This is a genomic window from uncultured Thiohalocapsa sp., from assembly GCF_913063425.1.
Classification (GTDB): Bacteria; Pseudomonadota; Gammaproteobacteria; order Chromatiales; family Chromatiaceae; genus Thiohalocapsa.
Genome location: NZ_CAJXYK010000001.1, coordinates 173,614 through 192,639, shown reverse-complemented (window position 1 = coordinate 192,639; position 19,026 = coordinate 173,614). Strand labels below are relative to the sequence as shown.

Below are 19,026 nucleotides of genomic sequence, written 5' to 3'. Positions count from 1 at the left end.
GCCAAGGCAACAGTGCATCAGCGCTCAGGCGCTGCGGCGGTGTGGCCGGAGCCAGGGGCGCCGATCAGCCCTCCTACCCGATCCCCGATCCACTGGAACATCACATACAGCCCCGGAATCAGCAGGATGCCGATGAGGGTGGCCGCCAGCATGCCGCCCAGCACCGTGAAGCCCAGGTGCACCCGGGCGTTGGCGCCGGCGCCGGTGGCCAGCACCAGCGGCAGCAGGCCGACGATGAAGGCAAGCGCGGTCATGAGTACGGCGCGGAAGCGCATCCGGGCACCGGTGCGGGCGGCCTCATACAGGCTCATGCCCGCCTCGCGCTGCTCCTTGGCGAACTCGACGATGAGGATCGCGTTCTTGGCGGCGAGGCCGATGAGCAGCACGAAGCCGATCTGGGTGTAGAGGTTGTTGTCGAGCCCAACGGCCCAGAGCGCCGCCGCACCGCCGAGCAGCGCAACAGTGACCGACGCCAGCACCGAGAAGGGGATGGCCCAGCTCTCGTAGAGTCCCACCAGGAACAGGTAGCCGAACAGCACCGCCAGCGCAAAGATGGCGATCTCGCCGCCCGCGGTCTGCTGCGCCTCCTGGTAGGACATGGCGGTCCAGGCCAGGGCGTAACCGTCGGGCAAGGACTTCTGGGCAGCGGCCTCCATTGCGCGCATGGCCTCGCCGGTGGAGGCGCCCGCCGCCGGGTTGCCGTTGATCTGCGCCGTCAGGAACTGGTTGTAGCGGAAGATCAGGTCCGCGCCCAGCTCCTCACGGACGCTCGCCAGCACCGACACCGGCACCATGGCACCGTTGCTCGCGCGCACGTAGGTGCTGCCGATGTCGTCCACCGTGCGCCGGGCGTCCTGCTCCGCCTGCACGTTGACCTGGTAGGTGCGGCCCAGGTAGGTGAAGTTGTTGACGAAGCTGGTGCCGAAGGTGGCCTGCAGGGTCTGGAAGAAGGTGGACACGGGCACGTCCAGGTATTCCGCCTGGGTGCGATCAAGGTCCAGGAACACCCGCGGCACGTCGGCGCTGAAGGTGGAGCGGGCGATGGCGATCTCCGGCGCCTGATTGGCCTCCGCCAGCAGCCCGTTCAGCACCTCCGTCAGCTCCTGCGACGACTGCCCGCCCAGCGCCTCCAGCTGTGCCGTGAAGCCGCCCGCGTTGCCGAGCCCGGGGATGGGCGGCGGCGGGAACAACAGAATATTGGCCCCCGGGATGGCGTCCAGCTCGCCCTTGAGCTTGCCGTAGAGCCCGCGCAGCCGCGTCTCGGGGGTCGTGCGCTCGTCCCAGGGCTCCAGCACGATCACGGCGAGCGCGGAGTTGGACGACGCCGAGCTGGTGAGCAGGCTGTAGCCGGCAACCGTCAGCACATCGGCGACGCCCTCGGTGCCCGCCGCGATCTGCCGCAGGCTCTCGACCACCTTGGCCGTGCGCGGCAGCGACGCACCGCTCGGCAGGCTGATGTCCGCGAACAGCACGCCCTGGTCCTCGTTGGGCAGGAAGCCGTCCGGCAGCCGGTCCAGCACGAAGACGGCCGCCGCACCCACGGCCACCACCAGCACCCCCGCCAGCGCCGCCCGCCGGGCCAGCAGCCCCGCCACGGACACGTAGCCGTCCCGCGCCTTGCCGAGGCCCTTGTTGAACCAGGCGAAAGGCCCGCGCTTGGGCGCCTTCGGCTCGCCCAGGAACAACGAGGTCAGCACCGGCGAGAGCGTCAGCGCGTTGATGGCCGAGATGGCCACGGCGGTGGAGATGGTCACCGCGAACTGCCGGAACAGCTCGCCGGAGATGCCCGGCAGAAAGGCCACCGGCGCAAAGATCGCAAACAGCACCAGGGTGGTGGAGACGATGGGCCCGGTCACCTGCCGCATGGCCTTGAGCGTGGCGGCGCGGCGGTCCAGCCCCTCCTCCAGCATGATGCGCTGGACGTTCTCCACCACCACGATGGCATCGTCCACCACCAGCCCGATGGCCAGCACCACCGCGAACAGACTCACGGTGTTGGCCGAGAAGCCCACCGCCAGCAGCACAATGAACACGCCGATGAGCGACACCGGGATGGTCACGGCCGGCACGATGGTGGCCCGCAGATCCTGCAGGAAGATGTACACCACCAGCAGGACAATCACAGCGGTGATGGCGAGCGTGAACAGGATCTCCTCGATGGACGCCTTCACGAACAGCGTCGAGTCATACATCACCTTGGCCGCGACGCCCGACGGGAAGCGCTGCTCCAGGCGCGCGAGCTCCGCCTTCACGCGCTCCGCCACGTCCAGCGCATTGGCGCCCGGGGCCTGGTAGATGGCCACGGCCGCCGTGGGCTCGCCGTTGAAGCGGCTGCTGCTGCTGTAGGACGCGGAGCCCAGCTCCACGCGGGCGATGTCGTCGATGCGCACGACGCTGCCCTCGGCCCCTGTGCGCACCACGATCTGGCCGAACTCGTCCGGCTCCTTCAACTGCCCCTTGGCGACGATGGTGGTCTGGAAGGCCTGATCGTCCGGGATCGGCGGCCCGCCCACCTGCCCGAGCGCGGCCTGGATGTTCTGCTGCTGGATGGCATTGATCACGTCCTGTGGCGCAATGCCGAGCGCCGCCATTCTGGCCGGGTCCAGCCAGATGCGCATGGAGTAGTCCTCGGCGCCGAACTGGGTCGCCTCGCCGACGCCATCCACGCGCGCCAGCTCGTCCTGCACGTTGATGGTCGCGAAGTTGGACAGGAACAGCGAGTCCCGGCTCTCATCCGGCGACGAGACCGTGATGACCAGCAGCAGGTTGGTGGACTCCGCCTGCACCGTCACGCCCAGGTTCTGCACCTCCGCGGGCAGCTTGGCCAGCGCCTGGGAGACCCGGTTCTGGGTGTTGACCTGGGCGATGTCCGGGTCCGTGCCGACCGCGAAGGTCACTGTCAGGCTGTAGGTGCCGGCGCTCGAAGCCGTCGACGACATGTACAACATGTCCTTGACGCCGTTGACCTGCTCCTCGATGGGCCCGCCGACGGTGTCCGCGATGGTTTGGGCATCGGCGCCGGGATAGGTGGCGCTCACCACCACCACCGGCGGCGTGATGGGCGGATACTGGGCGACGGGAATGGCGCGCAACGCCAGCACGCCCGCCACCACCAGCACGATGGACACCACAGCCGCGAGCCGCGGGCGCTCGACGAAGACCTGGGAAATCATGGTCAGCCCCCGTTGCCGGCAGCGGACGGGCTCTCGCCGGTGGCGGCAGCCGACCCGGCAGTACCATCCCCATTCGCAGCGCCGGCGTCGCGGCTGGTCTCAGTCCCGCCGTCGCCGTCGGTCTCACTGCCGCTTTCGCTGCCGCTGTCGCCGTTGGAGGCAGCGCCGGAGCCGGCATCGCGACCGGAGCCGGACGCAGCCCCATCTGCCCCGCTCGGCTGCACCGTCATGCCGGGCTTCACCTTCTGCAGCCCCGAGACGATCACCAGCTCGCCGTCCGTCAGACCCGAGGTCACCGCATAGCCGCCGTCCACCCGCGGCCCGAGCTGTACCTTGCGCAGCTGCACCCGGTCGTCCCCGTCCACCAGGTAGACCTGCGCACCGCTGCGGGTGCGCTGCACCGCCGCCGCCGGCACCACCGGCAGGGGCTCCTTGTCGGCGGCGTGCACGACCACGGTGATGAACTGCCCCGGCAGCAGCACGCCGCTCGGGTTCGGGAAGTCCGCGTAGATGGCGATGGTGCCGGTGGCGGCGTCCACCTGATTGTCGGCGAAGGCGATCTTGCCCGGCTTGTCGTACTTTGTGCCGTCCGGCAGCACCAGTTCCGGCACAAAGGCCGCGCGCGCCTCCGCGGTGGTGGAGGCGCCCACCTTGTCCTGCAGCCGGATCAGCTCCGCGCTCGGCACCGAGAACACGGCGCGGATGGGGTCCAGCTGGGCGACGGTGGCGAGCGTGCCGGTGGAACCGTTGACGAGATTACCTTCGGTGACGGCGGTGGCACCGATGCGCCCGGCGATGGGGCTCGCGATGGTGGTGTAGCCCAGGTTGATCTTCGCGTTGTCCACCGCTGCCTGGGCCTGCTGCTCGCTGGCCTTGGCCTTTTGCACGTTGGCCTGGGCCTCGTCCCGGGCGGCCTTGGCCTGGTCGAAGGCGGTCTGCGAGGTGTCGCCCTTCTTGATCAGCGCCGACTGGCGCTCGAAGTCCGCCTGCTTGTCCTCGAGCGCCGCGGCGGCGGCCAGCGACTCCGCCTGCGCCGCGGCCAGCTGGCCTTCGGCGTTCTCCAGGTCGGCCTTGTACTGGTCCTGCTCGATGCGGTAGAGCACCTGGCCCTTGTCCACCATGGAGCCCTGCTGGAAGGCCACGTCTTCCAGGAAGCCCTCCACCCGCGCCTTCAGGTCCACGGACTGGATGGCCCGGATGTTGCCGATGAAGCGCGCGCTCTTGTCCACCGCCTGGGTTTCCACGGCGGCCACCACCACGGCCGGCGGCGGCTTGGCGCCCTCGCCCTCAGGCGCTTGGGCGGCGGCCGGCGGGGCGACGCCCACCAGCAATGCCAACAGGACGATACGCCGACTGGGGAGCCGGCAGCGAACCGACGGGAAAGTGGATGGGTGCTGCGCGCTCGTCGTCATAGTGACAGAGTCCAATGTTTTAGTCATGCGCCGGCGGTTTGCACAGACCCGCGCGTTGCGGAATGCACTGACCGTTTCTAAACTGTACGCCATGTTACACCAGCGAAGGTGTATACCAATGCGCACAAACATCGTTCTGGACGACGACCTGGTGCAGGAGGCGATGGTCGTATCCGGCGCCAAGACCAAGCGTGAGGTGGTGGATCGCGCGCTCCGGGAGATGGTGGCCCGGGCCAGGCGACGTGATCTGATGGACCTTTACGGCTCGGACGGCATCGACCCGGACTACGACTACAAGCGTGCAAGGGCCGGAGACCACTGAGCTTGCACCTCGTCGACACATCCGTCTGGATCGACTTCTTCCGGGCGCATGACACACCGCCCGTTCGCCGGTTGAAGACACTCCTTCAGCTGGGCGCCGATGTCTGCATTACCGCGCAGATCCTTCAGGAGATTCTTCAGGGCACGCGCGACGAGGCGCAGTTCGAGAAGTATCTTGAGTATTTTTCGAGCCAGCCGATCCTGCACCCCCGGGACGCGGTCGACTGCGCGATCGCCGCCGCCCGCATTGACTTCGACTGCCGACGACGCGGCCTGACGGTGCGCTCATCCAACGACTGCGTCATCGCGCAAGTCGCGCTGGAGCACGACGCGCTCCTGCTGCATGACGATGCCGATTTCAAGCATATGGCCGAGGTTGTGACGACCCTGCGGCAAGCATCCAGCTGATGGCTAAACGGGCTCCGGATAGAAGGCCCGATCCAGCAGTTCATCCAGCGCATACGGACAATCGGCGGGGAAGCTGGTCAGCGGCAGCCCGGTTTCGGCCGCCGCGAGGTCCGTCGCCAGTGGATAGGCCTCCGCGACAGCATCGGCCAGCTTGGACTTCAGACCGGGGTGCTTGCGCAGCAGATACTCCAGCGCCAGACGCTGCTCGATGATGGTGCTGCGCCAGCTCCTGCCCTCGAATTCCGCTCACCGCTCCGAGAGCTGCCGATACTGAAACTGCCATTTGAGCAGGTACGCCAGCAGCACACGCAACCGGTTCACCAATTCATGCTGCTGGCTTTTCCCCAGATCGGACAGCTCCTCGATGAGGTGCTCCACGTCCAACGCCGCGAAGCGCCCGGCGCGCAGCAGCTCCGCCGTCCGCTCCGCCCAGGCGGCGTAGTCTTGGTCATACAGTCGACTGAGATCCTGCATCGCCCCGTCACCTCAGAGAAATGCCCCGCCCGCTCAGGCCCAAGGCGGCGCACCGCGTTGTGCAGCGTCGCATTCTGCATCTCAGCGCCCGTGCGGGCGGCAGACCAACGCCATGCCGGTGCGCGTTTCATCGGCGCGGCGTGGACGCCGCGCCCACAGCGGCCGGCGGCTGTCTATTTCACCTTCATCCCCGGCTCCGCACCGGCATCCGGGCTCAGGATGAAGATGTCCTTACCGCCCGGCCCCGCCGCCAGCACCATGCCCTCGGACACGCCGAAGCGCATCTTGCGCGGCGCGAGGTTGGCGACCATCACCGTGAGCCGGCCTTCCAGGTCCGCTGGGTCGTAGGCCTTGCTGATGCCGGCGAAGACATTGCGGGTCTCGCCGCCGCCGAGATCCAGCGTGAGCTGAAGCAGCTTGTCGGCGCCCTCCACCGGCGCGGCCCTGGCGATGCGTGCGATGCGCAGGTCCACCTTGGCGAAGGTGTCGAAGTCGATGGTCTCCGCGATGGGGTCCTTGGCGAGGTGGCTGCCGCCGGACGCCGTGTCGCCGCCCTGCCCGGCCGCCGGCTGACCGGCCGTCTGCGCCTGGGCCGCCGCCAGGTCCTCCTTCGAGGCTTCCAGCACCGCTTCGATGTGCTTGGGCTCGACCCTGGTCATCAGCGGCTTGAACTTGGCTATCTCGTGCTCCAGCAGCGGCTCGGACAGCACATCCCAGGTGAGCGGCTCGATCTGGAGGAACTGCTCCGCCGCCTCCGCCGTGCCCGGCAGGATGGGCTTGAGCCAGCCGATGAGCAGCCGGAACAGGTTCAGGCCCTGGGTACAGATGCCCTGGAGCTCGGCCTCGCGGCCGTCCTGTTTGGCCACCACCCAGGGCGCCTGCTCGTCGATGTACTGATTCGCCCGATCCGCGAGCGCCATGATCTCCCGCACTGCGCGGCTGAATTCCCGGCGCTCATAGGCCTCGGCGATGCCCTGTCCGGCCGCCGCGAATTCCTCGAACAGCCCGGGCTCCGGCAGCTCGGCGCCCAGCCGGCCGCCGAAGCGCTTGGTGATGAAGCCCGCGGTGCGGCTGGCGATGTTCACCACCTTGCCGACGAGATCCGCGTTCACCCGGGCCTGGAAGTCGTCCAGGCTGAGATCGATGTCATCGACGCCGGGGCCGAGCTTGGCCGCGAAGTAGTAGCGCAGGTACTCCGGGTTCAGGTGATCCAGATAGGTCCGCGCCTTGATGAAGGTGCCGCGGGACTTGGACATCTTCTGCCCGTCAACGGTGAGGAAGCCGTGGGCGAAGATGGCGGTGGGCGTGCGGAAGTCCGCGCCGTGGAGCATCGCCGGCCAGAACAGGGCATGAAAATAGATGATGTCCTTGCCGATGAAGTGATACAGCTCGGCGGGGCTGTCCTTGCCCCAGAAGTGGTCGAAGTCGAGCCCGGCGGCACGCCCCCGCTCGCCCTCGCACAGCTGCTTGAAGCTCGCCATGTAGCCGATGGGGGCATCCAGCCAGACGTAGAAGAACTTGCCCGGATGGTCCGGGATCTCGAAGCCGAAATACGGCGCGTCCCGGGAGATGTCCCATTCCCTGAGCCCCGCTTCGAACCACTCGTCGAGCTTGTTGGCCACCTGTTCCTGCAGCCCGCCGCCGCGGGTCCATTCCCGCAGCATGGGCTCGAAGTCAGCGAGGCGGAAGAACAGATGCTCGGACTCGCGCTCCTCCGGCACGGCGCCGGAGACCACGGAGCGCGGGTTTTTCAGCTCCGCCGGCGAATAGCTGGCGCCGCACGCCTCGCAGTTGTCGCCGTACTGGTCCGCGGCGCCGCACTTGGGGCATTCGCCTTTGATGAACCGATCCGGCAGGAACATCTGCTCCACCGGGTCGTACGCCTGGTGGATGGTGCGCGCCGTCACATGGCCCTTGTCGCGGTTGCGCTCATAAATCAGCGTGGCGCAATACCGGTTCTCGTCCGAGTGCGTGGAGTGGTAGTTGTCGAAGCCGATGCGGAAGTCTGCGAAATCCGCCTTGTGCTCCTCGGCCACGCGCGCGATCAGCGCCTCGGGCGTGATCCCTTCCGCCCGCGCCTTCAGCATGATGGGCGTGCCGTGGGCGTCGTCGGCGCAGACGTACCAGCAGTTGTGCCCGCGCAGCTTCTGGAACCGCGCCCAGATGTCCGTCTGGATGTACTCCACCAGATGGCCGATGTGGATGGGCCCGTTGGCATAGGGCAGCGCGCTGGTGATCAGGATGTCGCGGCGCTGGTAGGCGCGCGCGGGGCTGGCAGGCTCGGATGTGGTCATGGTCTGGCGCTTGGGAGCAGTCGTGAGCGGCGCACGCGGCATGGCGGCGCCCGCCGGAAAGCTCTGCATTATCGGGGAAGCGGAGACCACCGGGAAAGGCGGGTCGCCAACCCGGACCCCACCGCCGCGGCCGGTGCCCCGCGCTGAGGGGCGCCGACTCCGGACTAGGCGCCGAGCAGCCCGCCGCGCTGCCGACTCATGAGCTCCTCCACCCGCGCCGCGAGCCGCGCGATCTGCGGCCAGTCGTGGGTGACGATGTCCTGCGCATGGGCGAGGTTGTTGCGCAGGGACTCGAGATCCCGCATCACGCGCTTGGCCGCACCCTTGGTGGGCAGGCCGAAGGCGGCACGCTCCTCTTCGTCCTCCATGACGATCTGCGCCTTGTCCGAGAGCTGAAGGCAATCCGCCAGGTCCACGTGCTGGCCGCGGCGACGCCGCTCGCTGAGCAGCGTCTCGGCCTTCTTGAGCCGGCCTTCGGACAGGAGCCGCGTCCAGCTGCCGTCCGCCCAGCGGCTGCGGATGCGCTCCCCCAGCTCCAGCTCGATGAGCGTGATGATGCCGAACAGCCACATGCGCACAATGGGGCTCTGCATGTCGCCGCGGGTGATGACGCCGGCGACGTCGCCCATGGCGGTGACGAAGCAGAAGTCGTAGCGGGTCAGCACCCGGACCACTTCCGACAGGGACGCATCCGCCCGCAGCACCTGCGCCGGCGCGAAGGCGCGGAGCGCGTCCGCCGGGTCCAGGTCCCGCCGGTAATCCGGACGCACGTAGCCGATGCAGACGCCGTCCCGGCGCAGGCCCGCCACCTCAAGCTCAGCCGCCCGCACCTGGCCGAGCAGCTCCGCCGCCGGCCGCTCGGCGTCGAAGGACCGCAGCGGCAGTGCGATCTCCCGGGCCGTGAACGCAGTGGTGAACAGCCCGAGGCCATGGCGCTGCGCCAGACTCAGCTCCATCGGCGACCGCCAGCTCTGATCGTCCGGGGTGCTTTGCGGCGGCTCCGGCAGCCCCAGCCGGCGCGCGCAATCTGCAACGGTCTTCTGCGCCCGGCGGTAGAGCGCGGGTTCGCCGTCGTCCAGCACCTCCAGCAGCGCGGCGGCCTCCGTCAGGTAGACGCGGGCGAAGCGTGGGTCGTGGGCGCAGATGTCCCGGCAGTTGTCGATGAGGTCCGCGAGCTTGATGGTCTTGGCGCGCTGCGAGGCCCGCGACGTGTGCTGGCGGTCGATGGCCTTGCGGATGTCGCGGTTGCCGTCGCTCGGGCTGCTCACGTCCGTCAGGTCCGCCACCAGCGCCCGCACGCTGGCGCCGAACGCCCGCTCGATGTCGCCGAAGGTGGCGGGCGTGTCCTCCACCGTGTCGTGCAGCCAGGCGGCGGCGAGCATCTCCGGGTCGTCGGAGACCTCCGCCACCAGGCCGGCGACGGCCTTCAGGTGCTCCTGATAGGGCTGGTGGGTGTACTTGCGCCGCTGGTCGATGCGCTGGTGCGCGTCGGTGGCGAAGGCGCGGGCTTGTGCGACGAGATCGGTCATGGGCTCGGTTGCAGCTCGGGCCCGCGGTGGATGCGCTGCGCTGATCCACCCGCCACCCGGCATGTTGCGCTTATCTTGGACCGTTACACATGGGCTCGGTTGCCGCATCGGCGCGGGCCGGGCAAGCGGGCGCTCTCACCGCGCTCCGGCGCACCTTCACCACCGCTCCGGCAGCTTGCGCTCCAGCACGAAGCGCTTGCCCTCGGTGGAGATGTAGCCGCCGGTCTTGAGGTCACCGACGATGCGGCTCACCATCTCCCGCGAGCAGCCCACCCGGTCTGCGATCTGCTGTTGGGTGAGCGGCGGCGTGATGAGCCGGCCCTGCTCATCCTGCGCCTGCTCCGCCAGCACCTTGGCGATGCGCCCGTAGACGCTGAGCAGCGCCAGGTCACTGGCGGTGTCCGTCAGCTCGCGGACCTGGCGCACCAGGTGGCGAATCAGGCCCAGGGCCACCTCCGGGTGCTTGGCCAGGAAGTCCTTGAAGACGGCACCCGTGAGCAGCCGCACATCGCAGTCCGTCAGCGTCTCGACGGACGCCGTGCGCGGTGAGTCGCCGAGCAGCGCGAGCTCGCCGAAATGATCGCCGGGGCCCAGCTCCCGCAGCAGGATCTCGCGGCCCGCATCGTCCGCGACATAGACCTTGGCGCGCCCCTGCTCCAGCACGTACAGCGTCGAGGACTCGTCGCCCTTCTCGATGATGACGGTGCGCTTCTGGTAGTGCTTGCGCTTGGTCTGCTGCTCCAGCGTGGCGAGGGCATCGGCGTCGAGGTCCGCAAACAGCGGAATCTGGTCGAGCATGGCGTGGGCATCTCCGCTGGTTACAAGGCCCGCGGTCGGCGGGCCGGGCAGGCACGCCCACTTGTATAACATCCTGCGCAGGCGTGCGAGCCGTGGTCGGCCACCGCGGCCTCGGAAACCCTGTCCAACGGTGCCTCGCAACCGAAACGGGTGGCGGGCCTTGGTTATACTGGCGCGCTTCAGATGCACGCGCGCCGCGCCCTCCGCCACCCCGCCGCCCGAGACCGTCATGCTGGACAAGACCTACGACCCCCATCGCATCGAAGCCCAGTGGTATCAGCGCTGGGAGGACGCCGGCTGGTTCGCGCCGCGACTGGACGGTGACGCCGGCGCCTACTGCATCATGATCCCGCCGCCGAATGTCACCGGCAGCCTGCACATGGGCCACGGCTTCAACAACAGCCTCATGGACGCGCTGATCCGCTACCACCGCATGTGCGGCGACCAGACCCTGTGGCAGCCGGGCACGGACCACGCCGGCATCGCCACACAGATGGTCGTCGAGCGCCGGCTGGAGGCCGAGGGCAAGACCCGCCACGACCTGGGCCGCGACGCCTTCATCGACCGCGTCTGGCAGTGGAAGGCGGAATCCGGCGGCACCATCACCCGCCAGCTGCGGCGGCTCGGGTCCTCGCTGGACTGGCAGCACGAGCGCTTCACCATGGACGAGGGGCTGTCCAACGCCGTGCGTGAGGTCTTCGTGCGGCTGTTCGAGGAAGGGCTGATTTATCGGGGCAAGCGGCTCGTGAACTGGGACCCGGTGCTGCACACGGCGGTGTCGGACCTGGAAGTCATGTCCGAGGAAGAAGCCGGGCACATGTGGGACATGCGCTACCCCCTCACCAACGGCACCGGGCATCTCACGGTGTCCACCACGCGCCCGGAGACCATGCTCGGCGACTGCGCCGTGGCCGTGAACCCGGAGGACGAGCGCTACCGGCACCTCATCGGCGAGCTGGTGGAGCTGCCGCTCACCGGCAGGCGCATCCCCATCATTGCCGACGAGCACGCGGACCCGGAATTCGGCACCGGCTGTGTCAAGATCACACCGGCGCACGACTTCAACGACCACGCCGTCTGGACCGGCCACCGCGACGAGCTGCAGATCGCCGATCAGCCCCACGGCGGCCTCATCAACATCTTTACGCCGGACGCCGCCATCCGCGCCAACGAGCCCGACGAAGACGACCTCATCCCCGCCGCCTACATCGGCCTGGACCGCTATGAGGCCCGCAAGCGCATCGTCGCGGACCTGGAAGCCCGGGGCCTGCTCGCGGGGGTCAAGGACCACAGGCTGATGGTGCCCCGGGGCGACCGCTCGGGGGCCGTCATCGAGCCCTACCTCACCGACCAGTGGTACGTGAAGATCGGCCCGCTGGCGGCGCCCGCCATCGAGGCGGTGGAGAGCGGGCGCATCCGCTTCGTGCCGGACAACTGGAAGAACACTTACTACGAGTGGATGCGCAACATCCAGGACTGGTGCATCAGCCGCCAGATCTGGTGGGGCCACCGCATCCCCGCCTGGTACGACGCCGAGGGCAACGTCTACGTCGGCCGCTCCGAGCAGGAAGTCCGCGACCAGCACAACCTGCCCGCGGATTTCGCGCTCACCCAGGACCCGGACGTGCTGGACACCTGGTTCAGCTCGGCGCTCTGGCCCTTCTCAACCCTCGGCTGGCCCGAGGACACGGAGCGGCTCAAGACCTTCTACCCCACGTCGGTGCTCATCACCGGCTTCGACATCATCTTCTTCTGGGTCGCCCGGATGATCATGATGGGCCTCAAGTTCATGGGCGACGTGCCCTTCCGCGACGTCTACATCCACGGCCTGGTGCGGGACGCCCAGGGCGAGAAGATGTCCAAATCCAAGGGCAATGTGCTGGACCCCATCGATCTCATCGACGGCATCGAGCTGGAGCCGTTGGTGGAGAAGCGCACCCGCGGCATGATGCAGCCCCGGCTCGCCGAGAAGATCGCCAAGCAGACCCGCAAAGAGTTCCCCGAGGGCATCCCCGCCTTCGGCACCGATGCGCTGCGCTTCACCTTCGCAGCGCTCGCCACCACCGGCCGCGACATCAAGTTTGACCTCGGCCGCATCGAGGGCTATCGCAACTTCTGCAACAAGCTCTGGAACGCCTCCCGTTACGTGCTGATGAACACCGTGGGAGCGGCTTCCAGCCGCGACGAGCACGCCGGTCGCGGCAAGGATGCCGCTCCCACAGACATCGCGCTCAGCGCAGCGGACCGCTGGATCACAGCCAAGCTGAACGACACCATCACCCAGGTGCGCGAGGCCATCGACGGCTACCGCTTCGACCTCGCCGCCCAGGCCATCTACGAATTCACCTGGAGCCAGTTCTGCGACTGGTATCTGGAGCTGGCCAAGCCGGTGCTCACGGGCGCGCACGCGAGCGATGCCGCCAAGCGCGGCACCCGCCGGACCCTGGTGCAGACGCTGGAGACGCTGCTGCGGCTCGCGCATCCCTTCATGCCCTTCATCACCGAGGAGATCTGGCAGAAGGTGAAGCCGCTCGCGGGCGAGCCGGCTGGATACGGGGGCGAGACCATCATGCTCGCCCCCTACCCCGTCGCCGATGCCGACGTGGACGATCCGGCCGCGGTGGCGGAGATGGAATGGGTGCAGCAGTTCATCCTCGGCGTGCGCCGCATCAAGGGCGAGATGAACATCCCTCCCGGCAAATCCCTGCCCGTGCTGGTGGCCAACGCCAGCGCCCAGGACCGCGCCTGGATCGAGCACGCCAGGCCCTACCTGGACTTCCTCGCCCGCACCGAGTCCATCAGGGTGCTGGACGACGCCTCCGACGCCCCCGAGTCCGCCATTGCCCTGGTGGGCGACATGAAGCTCCTGATCCCCATGGCCGGCCTCATCGACAAGGCGGCTGAGCTGAAGCGCCTGGAGAAGGAGATCGCCAAGCTCCGCGGCGACATCGAGCGCATCGAGGGCAAGCTCGCCAACCCCAACTTCGTCGACAAGGCGCCGGCGGCGGTGGTGGCCAGGGAGCGCGAGCGGCTCAGCGACCAGGGCGCCGCGCTGGCGCAGCTGGTGGCGCAGCAGACCAAGATCGCGAATCTATAACAGTCCGACCATGCGGCTCAGCGCGGAACAGGTGACCATCATCAAGCAGGTCGTCGCGGACAGCTTCGGCGACGGCGTCGAAGCACCAGCCGGGCATCCTGTCCGGCCGGCAACGCCGAAGGCTGCGGCGCTGATACTCAGTCCGCCCCGGGGCCGATGGCCGTGAACATGAAGGCGCGGGAGTCCCGCTTGCCGGTGTGGGCGTCGCGGGTCTCGATGGTGAAGCCCTTGGGGCCGTTCACCTCGTACACCTGGAACACCGGCGACTGCTGACTGCTGCTGACACAGCTGCCCGTGATGGCCGGCTGTGCGGTGAAAGTGCCGGGGTCGAACAGGATGTCGTAGAAACCGGGCTCGGACTCTTCGGACACGCGGAAGTCACCGGAGCCGGACTGGACGTTGCCGTCCTCGTCCACGTAGCCCCAGACGATCTTGGTTGCCATGGCGTTGCTGCCTCTCGTGCATGGATACGCGTCGCGGCGGGGCTTCCCCTACCGCGGCCAATATGGTAACCACGCCGACCCAGCCGGGGGCATGCGCAAGCGCAATCGGGGCGCATGGAGCCGCTTTGGCGCCGCCGGCAGGATGGACGCCGGGGCCAGCCGGCGCCCTTGCGCGCTGCATCCCGTCACCCGCATCCCACGACGGTGCCCGCGGCCTGCCCCCCGCCATGCGCGGCGGGTATCATCCCGCCCCGTGATTCAGCCAGCCGCCTTCAGAGGAATTCATGCTGCACTTCGACAGCGACAGCGGTCAGCCCCTGCCGCCTCGGGGTGCCGCCCGCGGCCTGACCGTCAGGTCCCGGCAGCTGCTGCACCGGTCTTCTGACCGCGTACAGCGCAGCATTCGGGCCGGCGGCACCCGATGAGCACCGGCATCGGCGACGGGTGGCTCGTCCGGCTCGACGCCTGGCTCAGTCTGGTACGCATGCCGCTCCTGTTCACGGCCTGGTCCAATGTCATCGCCGCCCATCTGATCGCCACCCTGGGCAGCCCGCACTGGCGGCTGCTGGGGCTCCAGCTCGCCATCGCCAGCTGTCTGTACTGGGCGAGCATGATCCTGAACGATTGTTTCGATCAGGCGCGCGACCGCGAGGCCCACCCGGAGCGCCCGCTGCCCTCCGGGCGCATCGCGCCGCGCTCGGCCTGGACCGCCGGCATCGGGCTGATGGCGCTCGGCCTGCTCTTGGGTCTGCTCGCGGGCCCGGGACCACTGCTGCTGACGCTGCTGCTCGCCGTCGTCATCCTGGCCTATGTCGGCGGCCTCAAGCATCGGCCCTCCGGCCCGCTGTTCCTCGCACTGGCCCGCTGGCTCAACTGGCTGCTCGGCCTGAGCGCCGGGCTGGTGCTGATCCCGGAGCTGCTGCTGGCGCTGCCGGTGCTGCTCTACACGCTGGCACTGGCGCTGCTGCACCGGGCCGGGCTCGCCGCCAGCCGCCGCGCCGTGCGCTGGGCAGTGATTCCGCTCGCGCTGGCGCTGGCTGCGACCCTGGGGCTCTATCCGCTCGGCATCCTCACCGACCCCTATGCGCTGGCGCTCACCGCCGTCGGCGGCGGCCTGCTGCTGCGTCGCCTGCTCCGCCTGATGGACGACCCCACCCGCGCCCGGGTGCGCGCCAGCGTCGGCTTCATGCTGCTGTGCATGATCCCGCTGGACGCGCTGCTGCTCGCCGGCGACGGCCAGCGTCTTGCCGCCGTGCTGCTGCTGCTCCTGCTGCTGCCCATCTGGCTCCTGGGCTATCGCGTACCGCCGAGCTGAGGGCGGGACACCGGGGCAGCGGCAGCGATCGATCTCCGCGGCGCGGGTGAAATGCCGCCCGGCCGCAACCAACTTCCCCACACAACCGCGGCTACGTCAGGCAATCCATGACCGACACCACACCCAACGTCGACGCGTCCGAAATCCACAAATTCGAGGAGATCGCCTCCCGCTGGTGGGACCCGGAAAGCGAATTCAAGCCCCTGCACGAGATCAACCCGCTGCGCCTCGGCTATGTGCAGAGCCACGTCAAGCTCGCCGGCAAGAAGGTGCTGGACGTGGGCTGCGGCGGCGGCATCCTGGCAGAGTCCATGGCCACCGCCGGTGCCTCTGTCACCGGCATCGACATGGGCGAGGAGCCCCTGCGCGTGGCCGAGCTGCACACATTGGAGACGGGCGTGGAAGTGGACTACCGCCAGACCACGGCCGAGGCCCTGGCCGAGGAGATGCCGGGCGCCTTCGACGTGGTCACCTGCATGGAGATGCTGGAGCACGTGCCGGAGCCGGGCTCCGTGGTGGACGCCTGCGCCCGCCTGGTGCGCCCCGGCGGGCACGTGTTCTTCTCCACGCTGAACCGCAACCCGAAGAGCTATCTCTTCGCCATCATCGGCGCCGAATACCTGCTGAACCTGCTCCCCCACGGCACCCATGACTATGCGCGCTTCATCCGCCCGGCGGAGCTGGACCGCTGGGTGCGGGCAACGGACCTCCGCATCGTCCAATTCGCCGGACTCACCTATAACCCGGTGACGCGCGTCTACCGCCTGGCGCCGAAGGATATCTCCGTCAATTACATGGCAGCCTGCCGGCGGCCGGCGCACGGCTGAGCCCGGCACCGCTGCCGTGCGACAGCGCGCGGCGGCAGGGCAGCGCGTCTTGTACCCGCCCCGTTGACAGAGCCGCCGGGGGAAAGACACCAGCCGGCTCCCGCCGCGCGGCTCGATCTGTGATGTCCTACTCCTCCAGCACGTGCAGCCTGTAGGAGATCACCTGCTCGCTGCCGCTGGTGCATCCGGTCGCGGTCCATTCGATGGTGTGCGTGCCGGGTGCGAGCTTGTGCACGAACAGATAGTACCCTTGCTCGGCGCACGGGCTGAGCACCCATTCCGGTATTTCCTCAATCGCGTAGCCGAGCAGCGCCAAGACGTTCTCCGGGGGCATCTGCACGTTGAACACGGGTGACCCGCTCAGCTCGCGGCCCGTGAAGAACCGGGTCGGATTCGCCACCTTGCGACCGTCGATCCAAACCTCGATGTCCGCGGGCTCCGTACAGGCCGCCATTGAGCGGGCGAATTCCTCGGTCCGCTGCTCCGGCGGGTCGGTGAGGAAACCGAGCCAGGCATTGTTGATCAGCGGGAAGAACAGCGCCTTGCCTGCCGGTATCTCGCAGGTTCGTTCCACAGGCACGCCAAGCCACGTGCCGCTCAGGAACCAGACGTCCCCGATCTGGCGCTCGGCGCAACTGGCGCCCGTGTCATCCAGGAGCGGACTCACGTCCCCCGGTACGCCGAGCACCCATTGCCACCAAGCCGCCGCCCAGCGCCCGTAACTCTGCCCCGCGGGTTGCGACCCGATTGGTGCAATCACCGGTTTTCCCCCGGCGTCCGCGGCCACCGGCGCGGGCAGACCAATGAGCGCCGCTGCCATGACTAATGAGAGAACATGGATACGTGCGTGCAACATCGCGGATACTCCTGTCGCAAAAGATGAGATCCGGAAGCCCCATCGCGGACTCCATTGAGACATAATCGCTGGCGGGACAACTTCATCTCATTGAGCCTCACGACAGCTTCGCCCAGGATACCTGCAAAATGCATAGGCCCTGTACAACACCATAGCTGCTCGCTGGCCAATAGCCCGGAAACGAGTAAAAATGGGGCCCCACGCAGCAATCGCTGTTTGCCGGCCCGACTGCGAGCTCATCCAATTCCCGACACATCGCTCACAGCAGATCGGTCTGCGCCGATCACCGGTAACGCACAGCGGGGCGGGTGGCTTGAGATAGCCTGTGCGGCGCTGCATTGTCGGGTGCTGGAGCGTACGGGCCCCAGCCCGGCTCGACCGCAAGCACCGTGGGGAGCGGACAAGATTGCACCAAGCCGATTACGCAGCCGTCCTTTTCGACCTTGACGGCACCTACGCCGACACCGCCGCCGACATGGGTGCGGCGCTGAACCAGCTGCTGGCGCGCCATGGCCGCCCGCCGCTGCCGCCGGCGCTGATCCGCCCGCACGTCTCGCACGGCGCCCGCGGCCTGCTGAAGCTCGGCTTCGACCTGACACCGGAGGACCCGGCGTTCGCCGCGCTGCGGGCCGAGTACCTCGCCCTCTACGCCGCCGACATCTGCTGCCATACGCGACCCTTCGACGGCATGGAAGCCCTGATCCAGCGGCTGCTGGACCAGGGCCTCGCCTGGGGCATCGTCACCAACAAGCCGGGCTGGCTGACGGAGCCGTTGCTCGCGGCCATGGACCCCCGGCCCACCCCGGCCTGTGTGGTGAGCGGCGACACCGCAGCCCGCCCCAAGCCGCACCCGGACCCGCTGCTGCACGCCTGCGCACTGCTGGGCCTGGACCCTGCCCGCTGCTGGTACGTGGGCGACGATGCCCGGGACATCCTGGCCGGGCGTGCCGCCGGCATGGCCACCCTCGCCGCCGGCTGGGGCTATCTCGGCACGGAAAGCCATCCGCGGGAGTGGGGTGCGGACGGGCTCGCCGAGCATCCGCTGGCGGTGCTCGACTGGCTCGCCGGCGACCGCCCACCGACAGCCCCGCCGTCGCGTCCACCCCGGGCCGCCTGAGCGCAGCCGCCGGGGCGCTCCCTGCACCGCCAGCGCCCGTCATTGCCTTGCCGTTTCCGTCCTACTGCCCGCCGCCATGACTGCGTCCGACACCCCAGCCGGCAGCGCCGACTGGCTGTTTCCCAACCGGGCCACGCCGCCCGGCTCCAGCCTGTACTACGCCGTGCGCTTCGCTCCCGCCGAGCGGCGCGACGCCTTGGCGGCGCTCGCCGGCTGGCGGCACGCGGTGCGGGCCATCCTGGACGAGGTCTCGGACCCGGGCGTGGCCCGCCTCAAGCTCGACTGGTGGCGGGACGAGATCCGCCGCACCCTGGACGGCGCCCCGCGCCACCCACTGAGCCATGTGCTGAGGGCGGCGCTTGACGCCGGCAACTCAGGCGAGGCACTGCCGGCGGCGCCCTTCCTCGCCATGGCCGACGGCGTGGAGCAGGCGCTGCGCCGCCAGCGCCCGGCGGACACGACGGCCCTGCGCGCCGTCGACGCACACGACTTGGGCGCCCTCTTCGAGCTCATGGCCCGCGCCCACGGCGAGCGTGATGCGGACACACTCACCGCCGCCCGCCGCGCCGGCGGCTGGTGCGCCGGCGTGCGCCGGCTGCGGGATGCGGGCCTGCTCCTGCGCCGAGACCGCACCGTGCTGGCGACGGGTGCCGTCACCGCCGCCGGGCTCAGCCACGAGGCCCTGGCCGGTACCGAGCACCGCCATCGCCTGCCCGATCTGCTGGCGCCGGAGGCCGCGGCGCTGCGCAGCGAAGCGCCGACTCTGCCGATGGCCGGACTGCCCCGGGCGCTGCGCATCCAGCAGCGCATCCATCAGGCGCTGCTGGACGAGCTTCAGCGCAGCGGGCTCGCGGTGGTGGATCAGCGCATCGGGCTGACGCCGCTGCGGAAGTTCTGGATTGCGTTCCGGACGGGGTGAGAGGGCGACGGGAGAACTGCGTGGCGGGTGGTGCCTGGCGCGA

Annotated in this window: 14 protein-coding genes and 1 pseudogene; 7 read left to right on the top strand and 8 right to left on the bottom strand. The window is 68.9% G+C overall.

The window, feature by feature from the left end:
• Window positions 1-17: 17 nt before the first annotated feature.
• Both QZ607_RS00770 and QZ607_RS00765 read right to left on the bottom strand, forming a co-directional pair.
• Window positions 18-3,173: an efflux RND transporter permease subunit gene (locus tag QZ607_RS00770; protein ID WP_295878514.1), complete on the bottom strand. Its 3,156-nt coding sequence runs from the start codon at window positions 3,171-3,173 to the stop codon at window positions 18-20.
• A gap of 2 nt (window positions 3,174-3,175) precedes the next feature.
• Complete coding sequence (locus QZ607_RS00765) at window positions 3,176-4,585, bottom strand: efflux RND transporter periplasmic adaptor subunit (protein WP_295878512.1); 1,410 nt, start codon at window positions 4,583-4,585, stop codon at window positions 3,176-3,178.
• A gap of 118 nt (window positions 4,586-4,703) precedes the next feature.
• Here QZ607_RS00765 and QZ607_RS00760 point away from each other — a divergent pair, with 118 nt between their 5' ends.
• On the top strand, window positions 4,704-4,907 hold the full coding sequence (locus tag QZ607_RS00760; RefSeq protein WP_295878510.1) for a type II toxin-antitoxin system VapB family antitoxin: 204 nt from the start codon (window positions 4,704-4,706) through the stop codon (window positions 4,905-4,907).
• 2 nt (window positions 4,908-4,909) lie between these two features.
• A complete protein-coding gene (locus QZ607_RS00755) occupies window positions 4,910-5,314 on the top strand; it encodes a PIN domain-containing protein (protein ID WP_295878508.1) in 405 nt (134 codons plus the stop codon).
• Between the two features lie 3 nt (window positions 5,315-5,317).
• Here the strand turns inward: QZ607_RS00755 and QZ607_RS00750 are convergent.
• The 4 genes and pseudogenes from QZ607_RS00750 to QZ607_RS00735 form a co-directional block, all read right to left on the bottom strand.
• Window positions 5,318-5,788, bottom strand: a pseudogene (locus QZ607_RS00750) (DUF29 domain-containing protein).
• Between the two features lie 173 nt (window positions 5,789-5,961).
• Complete coding sequence (gene metG, locus QZ607_RS00745; protein ID WP_295878507.1) at window positions 5,962-8,082, bottom strand: methionine--tRNA ligase; 2,121 nt, start codon at window positions 8,080-8,082, stop codon at window positions 5,962-5,964.
• Window positions 8,083-8,246: 164 nt separating this feature from the next.
• A complete protein-coding gene (locus QZ607_RS00740; protein ID WP_295878505.1) occupies window positions 8,247-9,611 on the bottom strand; it encodes an HD domain-containing protein in 1,365 nt (454 codons plus the stop codon).
• 156 nt (window positions 9,612-9,767) lie between these two features.
• Window positions 9,768-10,409, bottom strand: coding sequence for a Crp/Fnr family transcriptional regulator (locus QZ607_RS00735; protein ID WP_295878503.1), 642 nt, complete (start codon window positions 10,407-10,409; stop codon window positions 9,768-9,770).
• A gap of 229 nt (window positions 10,410-10,638) precedes the next feature.
• Between QZ607_RS00735 and QZ607_RS00730 the strand changes: the two genes are divergently transcribed.
• Window positions 10,639-13,506 (top strand): valine--tRNA ligase, encoded by a 2,868-nt coding sequence (locus QZ607_RS00730; RefSeq protein ID WP_295878501.1) that lies wholly within the window; start codon window positions 10,639-10,641, stop codon window positions 13,504-13,506.
• 137 nt (window positions 13,507-13,643) lie between these two features.
• Here the strand turns inward: QZ607_RS00730 and QZ607_RS00725 are convergent, their stop codons facing one another.
• On the bottom strand, window positions 13,644-13,949 hold the full coding sequence (locus QZ607_RS00725) for a hypothetical protein (protein ID WP_295878498.1): 306 nt from the start codon (window positions 13,947-13,949) through the stop codon (window positions 13,644-13,646).
• 421 nt (window positions 13,950-14,370) lie between these two features.
• Between QZ607_RS00725 and QZ607_RS00720 the strand changes: the two genes are divergently transcribed.
• Together QZ607_RS00720 and ubiG are read left to right on the top strand one after the other, a co-directional pair.
• The gene (locus tag QZ607_RS00720; RefSeq protein ID WP_295878497.1) at window positions 14,371-15,264 is read left to right on the top strand and encodes a UbiA family prenyltransferase; all 894 of its coding nucleotides are present in this window, start codon (window positions 14,371-14,373) and stop codon (window positions 15,262-15,264) included.
• A gap of 107 nt (window positions 15,265-15,371) precedes the next feature.
• Entirely contained in the window at window positions 15,372-16,091 is a 720-nt protein-coding gene (gene ubiG, locus QZ607_RS00715) for a bifunctional 2-polyprenyl-6-hydroxyphenol methylase/3-demethylubiquinol 3-O-methyltransferase UbiG (protein ID WP_295878496.1), read from the top strand.
• A gap of 127 nt (window positions 16,092-16,218) precedes the next feature.
• On the opposite strand, the gene QZ607_RS00710 is transcribed toward ubiG, so the two are convergent.
• Window positions 16,219-16,947, bottom strand: a complete 729-nt coding sequence (locus QZ607_RS00710; protein WP_295878495.1) for a hypothetical protein — start codon at window positions 16,945-16,947, stop codon at window positions 16,219-16,221.
• Window positions 16,948-17,353: 406 nt separating this feature from the next.
• On the opposite strand from QZ607_RS00710, the gene QZ607_RS00705 reads away from it, so the two are divergent.
• Window positions 17,354-18,064, top strand: coding sequence for an HAD family hydrolase (locus QZ607_RS00705; protein WP_295878494.1), 711 nt, complete (start codon window positions 17,354-17,356; stop codon window positions 18,062-18,064).
• 76 nt (window positions 18,065-18,140) lie between these two features.
• The gene (locus QZ607_RS00700) at window positions 18,141-18,983 is read left to right on the top strand and encodes a squalene/phytoene synthase family protein (protein WP_295878492.1); all 843 of its coding nucleotides are present in this window, start codon (window positions 18,141-18,143) and stop codon (window positions 18,981-18,983) included.
• The last annotated feature ends 43 nt before the right edge of the window (window positions 18,984-19,026 follow it).